The organism is Acinetobacter sp. MF4642 (genome assembly GCF_002018925.1).
Lineage (GTDB): Bacteria > Pseudomonadota > Gammaproteobacteria > Pseudomonadales > Moraxellaceae > Acinetobacter > Acinetobacter johnsonii.
On record NZ_MVON01000035.1, the window covers coordinates 1 to 15,104 of the forward strand.

Here is a 15,104-nt window from a genome sequence, read left to right on the forward strand (position 1 = left end):
TGTGCTGGCGACAATAGCAAGAGTGAACCACCTGATCCCTTCCCGAACTCAGAAGTGAAACCTCTTAGCGCTGATGGTAGTGTGGAGTTATCCATGTGAGAGTAAGTCATCGCCAGCTCATTAATTCTAAATCCCCCTCCGCTAATCGCAGAGGGGGATTTTTTTATGTAGGAAGATTAAAAATATAAATGAAAAGCGAAATATTAGCTAAAAATAGCCGTTAATATTTAATAGGTTTAGTTTTATCACTTGAATTTGATGGTTTCTTCTTCACTAAAAGAAATTTTAACTAAGTATTTGTGTATATTTTGAGCATTTAAACAGCTATTTCATCTATATCCGTTGGAAAAGAATGGCTATAGTTAACTCGTGATCATGCAAAATATGCCAAAACAGGTTTTGATTTAGATTTTAATGTGCTCAATAAAAAAGAAACCCCGACATCCTGTCGAGGTTTCTTTGTATTTCAGTGCTTAGATACAACTCCTGTCATATCTCACATCCTGATGCTCAAACTGATTATTATTGTTTTAAGTTTGGGAGACTTCCTGTCTCCTGATGTATTTAATATATGCTGTAAGCTGTTTTAAGGCTAGTGGTCACTTTCCTCAGTTTTTGTAAGCTTTGGCTTACACAGATTCATCTTGTTACCAAAGCGGATAACCTTGTACTTATGATTTCTCTACAATGAATGGTGATCGTGCATTTAATGGGGAAGGCAATGCTGAGAAAAAAAGCTTTTTGTTTGTTGATGGCAGTGAGTGCATTTTTTGGATTAATGGCATGTCATGCACAAAGACCAGCGGAGTCAGCAGCACATGAACAACAGGACAGTTCTGCTTCTTTAGGCAAATCTATGCAGTTAAAGCATATTGCTGAATTTAATGAGCCATGGGCATTAGCGGTATTGCCTGATGGGCGATTATTAATTACTGAAAGATCAGGACAGTTGATTTTATTTAATCCTATAGATCAGACAAAGACTCTCATTAGGAATATACCTAAAGTGGCTTATGGTGGCCAAGGCGGATTAGGTGATATTGTTTTACATCCTGAGTTTGCACAAAACCATCAAATTTATCTCAGCTATGCAGAAGCCGGGCAAGGTGGTTATGGTGCGGTTGTGATTCGTGCTGATTTGAATTTAGATCAGGCGCAGCCACAATTAGACAACCTTAAAATGATATGGAAACAAGTACCGAAGGTGCGTGGGCAGGGACATTATGCACATCGGATGTTATTTGATGGTGCAGGGAAATTATGGATTAGTTCGGGAGAACGGCAAAAGTTTGAGCCTGCACAAGATTTAACATCGAACCTCGGAAAAATGATTCGCTTGAATGATGATGGTTCGGTTGCTTCAGATAATCCATTTCAGATGCAGGGTGATGTCGCAAAACAGATATGGAGTTTGGGGCATCGTAATCCTTTGGGAATGGCTTTGGATGCCAAAAAACAACTTTGGGTGGTGGAGATGGGCCCCAAAGGTGGGGATGAGCTTAATTTAATTCAAAAGGCTAAAAACTATGGTTATCCAATCGTTTCGAATGGTGATCATTATAGTGGTGTGAATATCCCTGACCACGCCACGCGGCCTGAGTTTGAAGCGCCAAAATTAGACTGGACACCCGTAATTTCTCCATCGAGTTTGATTTTTTATACGGGACAGATGTTTCCAAAGTGGCAGGATAAAGCCATCATTGGTGGGCTTTTATCTAAAGTATTAATTATTGTAGACACCACAGCACAGCCAGTAAAAGAAATCCAACGGATAGATATGAAAGAACGTATCCGTGGTTTACAACAAGCGAAAGATGGCAGTATTTGGGTGATTGAGGATGGAAAACATGCAGATTTAATTCAGCTGCTTTCACATTAATCACCTAAACAGAGTATTGCGAGGAAAGACAGTCTTAAAGCGCAGCATGTCGATCAGCATTGAAGACATTGGCTTGGATCTGCATCAGTTTTCGTTGTCCTTGTTTACCATTCATCCGCCAATGGGCAATTTTAATATTATCGATCAAGGCGACATCCCCTTTTTGCCACTGGAGCAAGAGTGCATCGTGATATAAGGCTTCAAAGAAGTGTTGTTTTTCCTGATCGGTCCATTCAATTTTTTCACCTTCATGGGTGAAAAGTTCCCATGACAGTTGCATGCAATGAGCCGTAGGGTCTGGTTGAAGCTTTCCTCGCTGCTTAAATCTTTTTTGTGCAGCTTGATGGGCAAAAGAATTGGTATTGTTTGCAAAAGCCCACGGCTGGATCATCAACTTTTGCGTGTTCGGGTGTATGACAACGAAAGGTGAGCGTTTTAAGGTAAGTTTGCTTTCTTTATTTGATTTTTTCTGGAAACCAAATGAGTTTTTATTGAAGGTCAAGCGATCAAATAGATTAAGCTTACGTGTTGAAATATAAGAAAAATGGTTCCATGCGCCTAAGTATTTTTGTTGTGAGCTGACTGGAAAATGGGCCCAAATTTTTTCGAGGTTATTAAACCCGGTTTCGAGTAAGTGGTCCGCGGGTTCTTGGCAAAACAAGGCAATATAACGCGAGCGAGTCGAGTGTAGGCCACCTTCGACATGTGGACCTTGAATTGAGTTTTCAACAGAGCCTAATTGCACCGTATTGTGGTTGAGATAAGGTCTATCATGACCTGCATGATTTTCGCTATATTTACAAATGAAAGAGGCGAACCAACCTGATTTTTTAGGCGTAAATGTATGCCAAGGTTCAAGCTGAAAATGATATTCGATGAGCTCATGAAATTCATAGTGACGTTGTAATTTAAAGCCACGAAATAATAAGATGCCGTACTGATGCAACTCTTGCATAAGTTCTGTGCGATGGACTCTAACATAGGCAGCTAGAGCATCTACATCTGTATATTCGGGGTCAGCGACATAAATTTTGCAATAATCATTTAAAAGTGTGGTGTTTAGTTGCATGTGAATGGTCTCTATTTTTGTTTTTTTAATTTATTGTATTGGACTGAAGCATTTTGGCTAAAGCGGCAAATGTTCAGTGGGCGAGAGTATAAAGTGTAGTGCGAGCGCCAGATGTAATATTTCGTTGTACAGAAGAACATACCGACAAACGGTGAAAGTCTTAATATTTGATGGATCTAATTTATAGATTAGCGCTTAAATATGTACGTTGGACGGAAATGATTACTTGGGAAGTATTTTGTATTTATATATATGTTTTATATCATTATTTTTATAATATTTAAGTTGAGAAAGACATCCATTCAGACCAATTTTAATTTGTATTCACGAGCTTCTTCTAAAGTATTGAAGCATATAAGAGGTTAGTTAATATCTGATCTTGATTTGGTTTTTTGGAGAAATATTGAGCTAAGAATCAATACAATTAAAAAGCCCCCGACATCCTGTCGAGGGCTTTTTAAATTCTTTCAAACGGTATAACTCCTGTCCTACCGATCAGCATCCTGCTATGTATGTTGTTATTTTTGTTTTTAATCTGAGACATCCTGTCTCTGTATGATTTAACTATAGCGTCGATGCTGTTTATTGAAAAGCCGACAAATACTTAAGTTACTGTAAGCAATAGCGTACAGAATAATCTCATGCTTATGCGCTGACATATTTAATGAGTTTATCAATTGCTGCTTTTAGATTCTTCTCATCAAAAGGATTTGGTTCAAAATCTTCGGTTTTATTGCGTGAAAAAATATCTCGAATTTCAATCACCGCATTGGTATCGACCAGACCGAGCTGAGTACCGACTTGGCGAATTTGGTCGATGGAACGTGAGCCATTGGTACCACCATAACTGATATAGGCCGCAGGTTTACCTTGCCATTCTTTGCCTAAGTAATCTAGGGCATTTTTAAGTGCAGGGCTATAACCATGATTGTATTCTGGGCTAATGAAAATAAAGGCATCACCTTGGGCAATGTGGTCGGCCCATGCTTGTTGTTTGGGTTGATCATAAATCCCTGTCATTGGGGGATTTGCACCTGAAAAAATCGGTAAATCCCACTCTTTTAAGTCGACCAATTCGAGTTGGACCGTACTGAGTCCAAGTTGTTCAAAGCCTTTTTGCACCCATCGCGCAACTTTAATGGCTGTCCGACCTTCGCGCACACTGCCTATAATGACCTGAATTTTCATGAAAAATCCTTGGGAAAATAAATGTGATTACGTTACGGTAGTATGAAAATTAGGCTTTGCATAGATTGAATATGTATCTGATCGACAAATGTTTGAGGCATTAAAAAAGCCCCCGAAGGAGCTTTAAATGACACACAGACGTTCGATCTGTGGCTTTACATAATTTTGATGCCTTGCTGACCGGCAGGTGTCACTTTGAAGATTTCTACTTCAAAGGTAATATCTTTACCTGCCAATGGATGGTTAAAGTCGACTTCGGTGATGTCATCACCTACAGTTTTAACCACACCATAAAGACTCTGTTTAGCTTTGTCCTCAAATTCAATCATGTGCCCTTCAATAGGACGCTGTTCAAATTTGACTGTATCAAACTGTTGTACGTTTTCAGGATTCCACGGGCCAAAAGCATCTTCTGGTGGTAGGCTCACCGTACGACGGTCGCCAGCACGTAAACCAAACAGTGCTTTTTCAAAACCAGGCAGTAAGCTGCCATCACCCATTACAAGGCTTACAGGCGCTTCACGGCTACGTGTGTTATCAATTTCTACGCCATTTTCAATGCAAACAGAAAAATGTAACTCTACTTTTGAACCTTCGCTCACGCGAGTTTCTTCATTGGGATTAATAAAATCAGTCATGGTTTACTTCGGCACGTTGGATACGGTTTTTTTCGAGAAAAAAGGTATCGATCAACAAAAGGATCGTTCCTAGCGTAATCGCACTATCTGCAATATTAAATGCAGGAAAGTGGCTGTTTTGATAGTACACATGAATAAAATCAACCACATAACCTAAGGTTACACGATCAATTAAATTCCCTATAGCACCACCTAAAATAAGAGCAATCGCGATGGGCAGCACTTTTACGGTTTTGGGCATACGCATTAGCCAAAACAGAAAAATGACAGACACAATACCTGCAAGAGAGGTAAAGAAATAGCGTTGCCAGCCGCCTGCATCGGACAAGAAACTAAAGGCTGCGCCATAGTTATGCAATAAAGTCCAATTTAAAAAGGGCAGGACTGGTACTGGATCTGCATAATTCAGATGGGTACTGGCAATCCATTTGGTCCATTGATCTAAGACAATGGCTAGAATAGCCAAACCTACCCACACCAAATTGTGCGGATAGAATTGGAATAAGCCCTTTTTCTGTTGAGGGTTAGGCATACTTTCTCTCTTCGCCTTGGCCTGTAGGAAGGTTGATAATACAACGACCACATAGACCTAGATGTGTAACATGTGTATTCACATCTGGCAGCACATGCCAGCAGCGTACACATTTTTCACCATCAGCCGCAGAGACTTGCACATTCAGACCCGCTAGATCAGAGGCTTCACCTTGAGTTGCATCGAATGCATTGACCAAGACTTGTGAAGTGATCATAACAAAGCGAAGTTCATCATCTAGACGATCCAGTACGTCTTTGAGTTCTGCATCTGCCCACAGTTCAACTTTGGCAGAGAGATTTGAACCCACGATTTTCGCGGTACGCGCAGTTTCGATGAACTTGTTCACCGCAGACTTCACCGCAATCAGCGTTTGCCAATCAGCTTCAGACAACAAGTTTGCTTTTGAAGCCACAGGAATGTCATACCATTCCGCAGTGAACACATATTTCTCAGTTTGTTCTGGAATCAGTGGCCATGCTTCTTGAGCGGTAAAGCTTAAGATTGGTGACATCCAACGTACAAAGGCTTGCACCAAATGATACAGCGCAGTTTGAGCTGAATGGCGCGCTTGTGAATCGGCTTTGGTGGTGTATTGACGGTCTTTGATGATGTCGAGGTAGAAACCACCCAAGTCATTGATACAGAAGTTGGTCAGTGCATTTGCCACGATATGGAAGTTCATATCTTCATAGGCTTGCTGAATGGTTTTCTGTACATCTGCTGCACGTTGCAAGATGTATTGATCAAGTGCGATCAATTGATCTACAAGCAGTGCATCCGTCGATGGTTTGAAACCATTTAAGTTTGCCAATAAGAAACGCAAGGTATTACGAATACGGCGGTAGCCATCTGATGCACGGTTAAAGATTTCTTTACCAGCAGTCATTTCATAACGGTAATCGGCTGATGCAATCCAGAAACGTAAGCCATCTGCACCCATGTCTTTAATGATGTCTTGTGGGGTGATGATGTTGCCCAAAGATTTTGACATCTTACGGCCTTTTTCATCCACCACGAAGCCATGGGTCAGTAAACCTTTGTACGGCGCACGTTCATTGATCGCAATCGAGGTGAGCAATGAAGACTGGAACCAACCACGGTGTTGGTCTGAACCTTCAAGGTATAAATCGGCTGGATCGGTGAGTTCTTCGCGTTCACGTAGCACAGCATAGTGCGTTGTGCCTGAGTCGAACCACACGTCTAAAGTGTCACGCACACAGTTGTACTGTTCCGCTTCATCCCCGATAAAGTCTTTCGCTTCACGGTTATACCAAGCGTCAATCCCTTCTTGTTCGATCAATTTCGCGACTTCTTCGATCAACTCGGCTGTGCGCGGATGGAGCTCGTTGGTGTCTTTATGCACGAAGAATGGGATTGGCACACCCCACGTACGTTGACGTGAGATACACCAGTCTGGACGACCTTCGATCATGGCTTGAATACGATTTTTACCCCAATCAGGCACAAAGCTGATCTCGTTTTCGATCGCATTTAAAGCGTTTTGACGCAGACCTTGTGCATCCATGCTGATAAACCACTGTGGGGTCGCACGGAAGATAATCGGTGTTTTATGGCGCCAGCAGTGTGGGTAGCTATGTTTGATCGGTTGATGTGCCCATAAGCGACCAACTGCATCCAATGCTTCAATGATTTTTGGATTGGCTTTGTAGATGTGCTCGCCTGCAAAAATCGGTGAAGTTGGTAAATACACACCATTACCACCCACTGGGTTTTCAACTTTTAAGTTGTACTGTAAGCCAACTTTATAGTCGTCTACACCATGGCCAGGTGCAGTATGTACCGCCCCTGTACCGCTGGTTGCAATGACATGTTCACCCAAAATCACAGGCACTTGACGATCGGTCAGTAACGGGTGTTGTAATAATAGGTTTTCGATTGCTGAGCCGTTAAAATCAGCGAGAACCACAGGGTTTTCAAGCTTATAACGCTCAACTGCCGACTCAACTAAGTCTTTAGCTAAAATAAAGTTTTGCACGCCACGGTCGGTGCTAACTTGAACTAGTTGATAGTCAATTTCAGCATGGACGGCAACTGCTTGGTTTGCAGGCAAAGTCCAAGGTGTGGTGGTCCAAATTACGATATCTGTTGCGGCTTCTACGTTGATATTTAAACGTGCGCTTAAGTCTTTTAAGTCGACAACCGTAAAGCCAACGTCAATCGCGTCAGATTTTTTATCTTCATATTCCACTTCAGCTTCAGCCAAAGCTGAACCACAGTCTAAACACCAGTTCACAGGTTTAAGACCTGGTTCGATATGGCCTGCTTTCGCAATTGCGCCAACAGAGCGCACAATGTCTGCTTCCTGCTTAAAGTTCATGGTCAGGTAAGGATTGTCCCAGTCACCAAACACGCCCATACGCACAAAGTCTTTCTTTTGCAGTTCAACTTGGGTGTAAGCATATTCACGGCAGGCTTTACGGAAAGTAGAAGCATCCACCTTCACGCCCACTTTACCGACTTTCTCTTCTACTTTCAGTTCAATCGGAAGGCCGTGACAGTCCCAACCTGGTACATAAGGGGCATCGAAGCCGTCAAGAATACGACTTTTAATAATGATATCTTTTAAAACTTTATTAACCGCATGACCCAAGTGAATTTGGCCATTTGCATAAGGAGGGCCATCATGCAGAACATATTTTTTCTTGCCAATACGCGACGCACGAATCTGCTGATAAATGTTGTCGGCATACCACTCTTCTAACCATTTTGCTTCACGCACCGCAAGGTTTGCTTTCATGGCAAATTCGGTACCTGGGAGGTTGAGTGTGGCTTTATAATCCACTGCATTTTCAGTAGTTTGCTTATCGCTCATGCAAGATGTCTTCCAATTTAATCAGCGGCTCGGCTGACGCGTTTTACATAAAATTGATTGGTATTTAAAAGGGAAATGTGGGGGTGTTTTGGCGGAACTCAAGCAGTTTCACCACATCATCATCAATTCCCGCTTTTAGTGCTTCCAGCGAAGGGTAGTTCTTTTCACCATGTAAGTAGTTCAAGAAAGTGACCCGCATTAACAAGCCATACAGATTAGCAGAAACATCAGGGAAATGTACTTCTAATCGCCATTCTGGCTGTGCTTGTTGAATGGCTGGACGTGTTCCGACATGACCCGCACCAAAAAGCGCTGAATGGTCATATCCTGCAACCCCTAATCGATCAGGATGGTCTGCTTTCACTTTATCGCGTAAAGACGTGGTTTCACATATCACATCTACACCATAAATGCCGTTTAAACAGGGTTTATGTCGGTTTAAACGTACGTTAATGGTTGGAAAATCAAGGGTTCGGCCAATTTGGTCGCCATATTGTACGCGACCCGTAATGCTATAAGGGCGCCCTAATAACTGAGCAGCCAGCGCCAAGTCCCCTGCGGCCAGTGTTTGGCGAATCCGAGTTGAACTGACGCGTTCACCTTCTGAGAGGATGGTTTCTAGATTGTGGACTTGAAAACCATACTTTTCGAGAAATTCGCTGTTGCCTTGGCGGTTTTTACCAAAGTGAAAGTCATCGCCTAAAACCAAACTTTGGGCATTGAGTTTTTCTTTTAAAATATCGGCAAATTGTTCTGCACTTAAACTACGGAAGCTGTTGTCAAATTTCGCGACCGCAATATAGTCCACACCCAGCTCAGTTAAATATTCGACTTTCTCACGCAATGATGAAATACGTGGTGGAGCATCATAACCTTTAAAGAATTCAAGTGGTTGAGGCTCAAAAATCATTACTACTGTTTTTAGATTTTGTTGTTTTGCAACGGCTTTGAGCTGATGAATCATGGCTTGATGACCCAAATGCACCCCGTCAAAATTACCGATAGTGACAGCGGTTTTTTCTAATTGGGTATTTGAAGGCAAAGCATTTAGACGGAGCAGCTTCATGGGCAAATCAAGTGCTTGGAATTAAGAACGGCTTATATATTGCCATATTCTTGGGCATTCGTCTTGTGGTTGTTTTTTGACAACGCAAAATTTAGTGCAAAGTATATTTATATCAATTTTATTGATTTATTTAATATAAATTAATCAATTTTTCTTATTTATAGATTTGATTAATATAAATGTAGATTTTAAATGAGGCCGAACTCATGCAAAAACCATTTACACAACTTGGACAGCGTCACAATATCATTCGTCAGTTCACCCCCAACTGGTTCACTGTCAGTATGGGAACAGGTGTTGTGGCGTTAATTGTATCAGAGTTTCCGATGTTAAAGGCACTCACATGGCAACTGGGCACGGGGCTGTGGTATTTCAATATTTTATTGTTCGTACTTTTTAGTGTGCTATATGGCTTACGTTGGGCATTTTATCCGCACGAAGCCAAACAGATTTTTCAACATCCAAGCATGAGCCTATTTTTAGGGACGATCCCGATGGCGATGGCCACCATCCTCAATGGCTTTTTAAAGTATGGTCAGCCTATTTATGGGGATACAGCTGTACAGATTGCGCAAACGCTCTGGTATGCAGATGTAGTCTTGGCGCTCTTGGTGGCGTGGGCAGTTCCTTTTGCCATGTATCGACATCAGGAGCATGCTTTACAGCAGATGACTGCGGTGTGGTTATTGCCGATCGTGGCCTGTGAAGTTGCAGCCAGCAGTGGTGGTTTATTGCTGGGGCATTTGGCAGCTGATACTCACGCCGTTGCGATTTTATTGGGCAGTTATGTGTTGTGGGGTGTTTCAGTATTACCCGCTTTTGCTATTTTAACGATTTTAATGTTGCGTTTGGTCTTACATAAACTGCCTGAAAAAGAGTTGGCGGTCAGCAGTTGGTTGGCTTTGGGACCGATAGGTACTGCTGCTTTGGCGTTATTGGTTTTGGGGCATCAGGCACCGACGCTGATGGCGAGTTTGGGCTTAGCACAACTGGGTCAGTTCTTTCAGCAGGCGGGGATTTTAGCCAGTTTAATTCTGCTGGGTTTTGGACTGTGGTGGTTGGGGATTGCGGTACTGACGACTTTGCACCATGCCAAACAGGACTTGCCGTTTAATCTGGGCTGGTGGGGACTGACCTTTCCATTGGGTGTATATACACTCGCAATCTTAACCTTAGCCCAACAACTCAATTTGGCCTTCCTGTATGCCGTTGGCTATGCTTTTGCAGCCATACTGATGTTGTTATGGAGTTTGGTCGCAACCAAAACGGCACACGGTTTTTATCAAGGGGATTTGTTCTTTTCGCCCTGCTTAAAAACCTATTTAGAACAGCAGTATAAATGAGGTCTGCAATCCTTTCAGTTTAAAGCGCCATTTGATCTTATATATGTTGTTTGAGCAGAGACCAGAGGCGCTTTTCTTTCGGATCGATTTGTTTTCTAATGGCACGCATGAAGTCTGTTAATTGAGTATTTTATGTCAGATGTTGCACTAATCATGGCTTTGCCGAATGAGTCTAAAGGATTGTTTGAGCAGGCAGGGATTGAAGTTCACTACAGCGGTATTGGTAAAGTCAACGCGGCCTATAAAGCATTTGAAGTGATTCAAAAAACAGGCTGTAAAACTCTGATTAATTTAGGTACAGCAGGTAGTACGTTTTTTGATAAGCACGAATTGGTCGAAGTCTCTCAATTTGTACAACGCGACATGGATGTGTCTCCACTGGGTTTCGCTGTCGGTTTTACCCCATTTGACACCATGCATCCTGCGGAAATTCACTTAGAACCGTTTTTCCAGCAGCTCCGTACCGGCATTTGTGGAACAGGGGATAGCTTTGAAACAGGTAAGCCCAAAGTACCGTGTCATTTGGTTGATATGGAAGGATATGCGCTGGCAAAGGTCTGTAAAAAACAGGGTGTCCGCCTGATTTCGGTCAAATATATTTCAGATGGTGCCAACGACACCGCGCATTTGGACTGGGAAGACAATTTGTTATTGGGAGCTCAGAAATTATTAGCATTATTTGAAAGTATCTGAGGCTTTGATTCTGTCTTTTTCAATTCGGCGACCATAGAGTGCTATGGTCGTATGCCAAAATTACTCAGCTTTGAATAATGCAGACGGTGTTCGCGGGATCACGCCATACAGCATCATATGCACGGTATGTTGAATGACTCGTTGTTGCATACTGCGGTTACGTAGGGTTTTACCTGTTACCATTTCCATTTGCGTGGCAAAATCAGCATAGTTTTGTGTTAATGCCCAAATGTTGAGGATTAACAGCTCAGGGTCTATTTCAGTTGAAATTTTACCTTGCTCTTGCCAATTGCTAATGACTTTGGCTTTACGTTTGACCAACTTCTTTAAAGGCCCTTTGAGGATTTCCAAAATATGCGGCGCTCCTTGGATCACTTCTAAAGCAAACAAGCGAGACGCTTTCGGTTGAGTCCGAGAAACCTCAATTTTTTGCAATAAGTAGTTGGTGATCGCTTCTTCCGGCTCTAAGTCAGCTTCTAACATCTGTAGTGGGGCTAACCATTTTTGTAAAACCGTCGTTAAAACTTCAACGTACAAAGCTTCTTTATTTTCATAGTAATAGAAAATATTCGATTTGTGCATTTCAGCAATCTGTGCGATTTCATCTAAGCTTGCTCCATTAAATCCATAGAGTGAGAAGACGTCTAGTGCAGCATTCAGCAGCTGGTGGCGTTTTTGAGTACTCTTTTTCTGTTCCATTCTCTAATTTAAAAAACAATAAAAAGGGGGAAGGACAAATTGTACGGCAAATCATCAGATTTGTGCACAAAGTGGAAATTTAATTTTTTGAATAATGATCATTTATTCTGTAGATTGGCTCTTAAATTGCGATAAATTCTAAAAGTTGTCCAATAAAATATAATTATATAAAAACTATTTTGTCTAAACTATATGAAATGATTCAATGTGAAGTGGCATGTTTTGATAAAAATAACGTGAAATTTATTACATTATTTAAACTAAAGTATGCTTAAGTCATATGACAGTCTTCTGCTTTTTTTACTGAAATTCAGCATAAAAAATCCTTAGCCCCCCAAGCTAAGGATTTTTTAGTCTACTTATGTGGCTAAAACCGCATTTAACACCTGCTGTTCAAGGGTATTGAACTGCATATCTTTGACACGAGGGCGGGGCAGGTCGACTTGAAACTCTTTGGCAATATGGCCACGGTCTAGCAAAATAATCCGATCGGCCAGTTGAACAGCCTCACTAACATCATGGGTGACTAAAATGGCGGTAAAGCCCTGTTCCGTCCATAATTTTTCAATCAAATTCTGCATGTCTAAGCGGGTTAAGGCATCGAGTGCTCCCAAAGGTTCATCGAGCAATAAAATCCGTGGCTTATGCGATAAAGCCCGTGCCAAAGCGGTCCGTTGACGCTGTCCCCCAGAGAGCTGTGAAGGCCAAAGTCCCGCTTTTTCTTTGAGTCCGACTTTTTCAAGCAAACCCGAGGCAGTGGCATGTTGTTGTTTCGGCAACCCTAGTTGTACGTTTTGTTCAATTGAGCGCCATGGTAACAGTCGTGGATCTTGGAACATGACCCGTATATCGTCTGCGGTAATCCCTTCGCGGAGGTGTCGTGCGGACTTAAACTTAATTTCGCCGTAGCTTTGTTGTTCTAAGTTGGCAATCAGGCGCAGCAGGGTACTTTTACCACAACCACTGCGTCCGACAATGGCTAAAAACTCACCCGGCTGAATATGCAGATCTAAGTCTTCAAGGACTTTAACTGAACCATAAAACTTATGCAGTTGTTCGATAATAATTTCGGCCCCAAGCACCGCTTGAGGGTTAATGTCTTGATTGTGATTTGGCGGCGATGGAATATTGGCATGGCGACCAAGGCTTAAATCAGTCATCTCAAACTCCTTATTTTTGGTATCCTGCATGCCAGCGCAGCAGGTATTTTTCTAATGTGACGGCCAGTACATCAGCCAATTTTCCAAGTAGGGCATATAGTAAAATCCCCACTAAAACGATGTCGGTCTGTAAAAATTCACGCGCATTCATGGTCATATAACCGATGCCCGCTTGGGCTGAAATGGTTTCGGCAACGATTAGCAGGACCCACACCAAACCCAGTGAAAAGCGTAGTCCGACTAAAATAGAGGGCATCGCACCTGGTAAAATAATTTCTTTGTATAATTGCCAACGGGTCAAACCATAGCTTTTCCCCATTTCAATCAGTTGTGGATCTACCGAACGTATGCCGTGATAGGTGTTGATGTAAATGGGAAAAAAGACCCCGACCGCAACCAAGAACAGCTTGGCGGTTTCATCAATCCCGAACCATAAGATCACCAACGGAATAAGTGCCAGTGCAGGAATGTTTCGGATCATTTGTAGGGTGGTGTCGAGTAGGGTTGACGCCGTTTTCGATGAACCATTTAACAAACCCAGAAAGAGCCCTAACCCCCCACCCACCAATAGGCCGAGTAAGGCACGGCCTGCACTAACTTGCACATGCTTCCATAGTTCACCACTCAGTAGCAGGTGCCAAAAAGCAGTAACCACTGCCGTTGGTGCAGGTAAAATCCGACTTTCTAAAATTCCTGTGCTGGAGGCAATTTGCCAAAGCACAATCAAGCCGATAGGAAAGAGCCAAGGCAGCAATAGCTGCCCTAACTGAGTTCCACGTGAAACCTTTTCCTGTTGGAGGGTTTGCACTGAAACAATTTTGGACATTAGGCAGGCTCCTGAATCACTTTGTTTTTTTTGTTTTCATCGGGTGTGTAGTTGTTTGCCACAATCTCACCAAAGGGGCCTGTTAAATTTGGTTGTGCCAACTTTGCTTGAGTTTCGAGCGGCAGGAGTGGAAACACCAACTCGGCAAAACGAATCGACTCTTCAAGATGTGGATAGCCTGAGAAAATAAAGGTGCTGATGCCCAAGTCGGCATATTCTTGAATACGGGCTGCAATCGTTTCAGGGTCACCGACCAATGCCGTACCTGCACCCCCACGAACCAGACCTACGCCTGCCCAAAGGTTTGGGGACACTTCAAGTTTGCTGCGGTCACCATTATGTAGTTCAGCCATGCGACGTTGACCGACCGAGTCCATGCTCTTAAATTTGGCCTGTGCTGCAGCAATGGTGGCATCATCGACATATTGAATAAGCTCTTCCGCCGCTTGCCATGCTTGTTCATTGGTTTCACGCACAATCACATGCAGACGAATACCATAGTTGAGCGTACGGCCTTTGGCTTCGGCTTTGGCACGGACAGTGTCAATTTTGTCTTTGACTGCAGCAGGAGGTTCACCCCATGTCAGATACGTGTCGACCTGATCAGTGGCTAACTCGATGGCATCATCCGATGAGCCGCCAAACCAAAGTGGAGGGTAGGGTTGTTGCACAGGCGGATACAGCAGTTTGGCATCATCTATGTTTAGACGTTCGCCGTGAAAGGTAAAGCTTTCACCTGTATGGGAGCGGGTTAAAATCTCACGCCAAATTTTGACGTATTCATTGGCAGTTTTATAGCGAGTCGAGTGGTCTTCATAAACGCCATCGCCTTGCAGTTCTTTTTCATCGCCACCTGTCACCAAGTTCAATAAAACCCGACCATTGGAGAGACGGTCAAAGGTGGCTGCCATCCGTGCAGCCAGTGCCGGAGTGGTCACGCCTGGACGTAATGCAACCAAGAATTTTAATTTTTTTGTGGCATCAATCAGACTGGCTGCGGTCAACCATGGATCTTCACATGAACGACCCGTTGGAATCAGTACGCCTTCATAACCCAAATGATCCACAGCAACCGCAATCTGTTTCATATATGCATGGTCCACTTGACGAGCACCTTTGCTGGTACCTAAGTAGCGACTGTCACCGTGAGTTGGGATAAACCAGAAAATTTTCAT

General features: G+C 42.8%; 13 protein-coding genes and 1 rRNA gene. 4 read left to right on the forward strand and 10 right to left on the reverse strand.

Features of this window, described 5'->3' with window-relative positions; translation table 11 throughout:
- The first annotated feature begins 3 nt into the window (after positions 1-3).
- Both rrf and MF4642_RS14315 read left to right on the forward strand, forming a co-directional pair.
- Positions 4-118 (forward strand): 5S ribosomal RNA (gene rrf / locus MF4642_RS14310).
- Between the two features lie 603 nt (positions 119-721).
- Positions 722-1,879, forward strand: coding sequence for a PQQ-dependent sugar dehydrogenase (locus MF4642_RS14315; RefSeq protein ID WP_078426671.1), 1,158 nt, complete (start codon positions 722-724; stop codon positions 1,877-1,879).
- Between the two features lie 34 nt (positions 1,880-1,913).
- On the opposite strand, the gene MF4642_RS14320 is transcribed toward MF4642_RS14315, so the two are convergent.
- From MF4642_RS14320 to ribF, 6 genes are all read right to left on the reverse strand, one after another.
- Positions 1,914-2,948 carry a TauD/TfdA family dioxygenase gene (locus tag MF4642_RS14320; protein ID WP_078426652.1) on the reverse strand — a complete coding sequence of 345 codons (1,035 nt, stop codon included), beginning with the start codon at positions 2,946-2,948 and terminating at the stop codon, positions 1,914-1,916.
- Positions 2,949-3,593: 645 nt separating this feature from the next.
- Positions 3,594-4,136 (reverse strand): NADPH-dependent FMN reductase, encoded by a 543-nt coding sequence (locus MF4642_RS14325; RefSeq protein WP_078426653.1) that lies wholly within the window; start codon positions 4,134-4,136, stop codon positions 3,594-3,596.
- Positions 4,137-4,291: 155 nt separating this feature from the next.
- Entirely contained in the window at positions 4,292-4,774 is a 483-nt protein-coding gene (locus MF4642_RS14330) for an FKBP-type peptidyl-prolyl cis-trans isomerase (protein ID WP_078426654.1), read from the reverse strand.
- Entirely contained in the window at positions 4,767-5,306 is a 540-nt protein-coding gene (gene lspA / locus MF4642_RS14335; protein WP_005401585.1) for a signal peptidase II, read from the reverse strand. Before lspA ends, MF4642_RS14330 begins: the two co-directional genes overlap by 8 nt.
- The gene (gene ileS / locus MF4642_RS14340) at positions 5,299-8,142 is read right to left on the reverse strand and encodes an isoleucine--tRNA ligase (RefSeq protein WP_078426655.1); all 2,844 of its coding nucleotides are present in this window, start codon (positions 8,140-8,142) and stop codon (positions 5,299-5,301) included. The genes lspA and ileS overlap by 8 nt, the downstream gene beginning before the upstream one ends.
- A 64-nt stretch (positions 8,143-8,206) precedes the next feature.
- Complete coding sequence (ribF, locus tag MF4642_RS14345) at positions 8,207-9,208, reverse strand: bifunctional riboflavin kinase/FAD synthetase (protein ID WP_078426656.1); 1,002 nt, start codon at positions 9,206-9,208, stop codon at positions 8,207-8,209.
- A gap of 206 nt (positions 9,209-9,414) precedes the next feature.
- Here ribF and MF4642_RS14350 point away from each other — a divergent pair, with 206 nt between their 5' ends.
- Both MF4642_RS14350 and MF4642_RS14355 read left to right on the forward strand, forming a co-directional pair.
- Positions 9,415-10,551, forward strand: a complete 1,137-nt coding sequence (locus MF4642_RS14350; RefSeq protein WP_078426657.1) for a TDT family transporter — start codon at positions 9,415-9,417, stop codon at positions 10,549-10,551.
- Positions 10,552-10,683: 132 nt separating this feature from the next.
- A complete protein-coding gene (locus MF4642_RS14355) occupies positions 10,684-11,244 on the forward strand; it encodes a 5'-nucleosidase (protein WP_058868589.1) in 561 nt (186 codons plus the stop codon).
- 60 nt (positions 11,245-11,304) lie between these two features.
- Here MF4642_RS14355 and MF4642_RS14360 read toward each other — a convergent pair whose 3' ends face one another.
- From MF4642_RS14360 to ssuD, 4 genes are all read right to left on the reverse strand, one after another.
- Positions 11,305-11,943 (reverse strand): TetR/AcrR family transcriptional regulator, encoded by a 639-nt coding sequence (locus MF4642_RS14360; RefSeq protein ID WP_058868590.1) that lies wholly within the window; start codon positions 11,941-11,943, stop codon positions 11,305-11,307.
- A 359-nt stretch (positions 11,944-12,302) separates the two neighbouring features.
- A complete protein-coding gene (locus tag MF4642_RS14365; protein ID WP_004684173.1) occupies positions 12,303-13,103 on the reverse strand; it encodes an ABC transporter ATP-binding protein in 801 nt (266 codons plus the stop codon).
- A gap of 10 nt (positions 13,104-13,113) precedes the next feature.
- On the reverse strand, positions 13,114-13,929 hold the full coding sequence (gene ssuC / locus MF4642_RS14370; RefSeq protein ID WP_004983806.1) for an aliphatic sulfonate ABC transporter permease SsuC: 816 nt from the start codon (positions 13,927-13,929) through the stop codon (positions 13,114-13,116).
- Positions 13,929-15,104, reverse strand: a complete 1,176-nt coding sequence (gene ssuD, locus MF4642_RS14375; RefSeq protein WP_078426658.1) for an FMNH2-dependent alkanesulfonate monooxygenase — start codon at positions 15,102-15,104, stop codon at positions 13,929-13,931. The genes ssuC and ssuD overlap by 1 nt, the downstream gene beginning before the upstream one ends.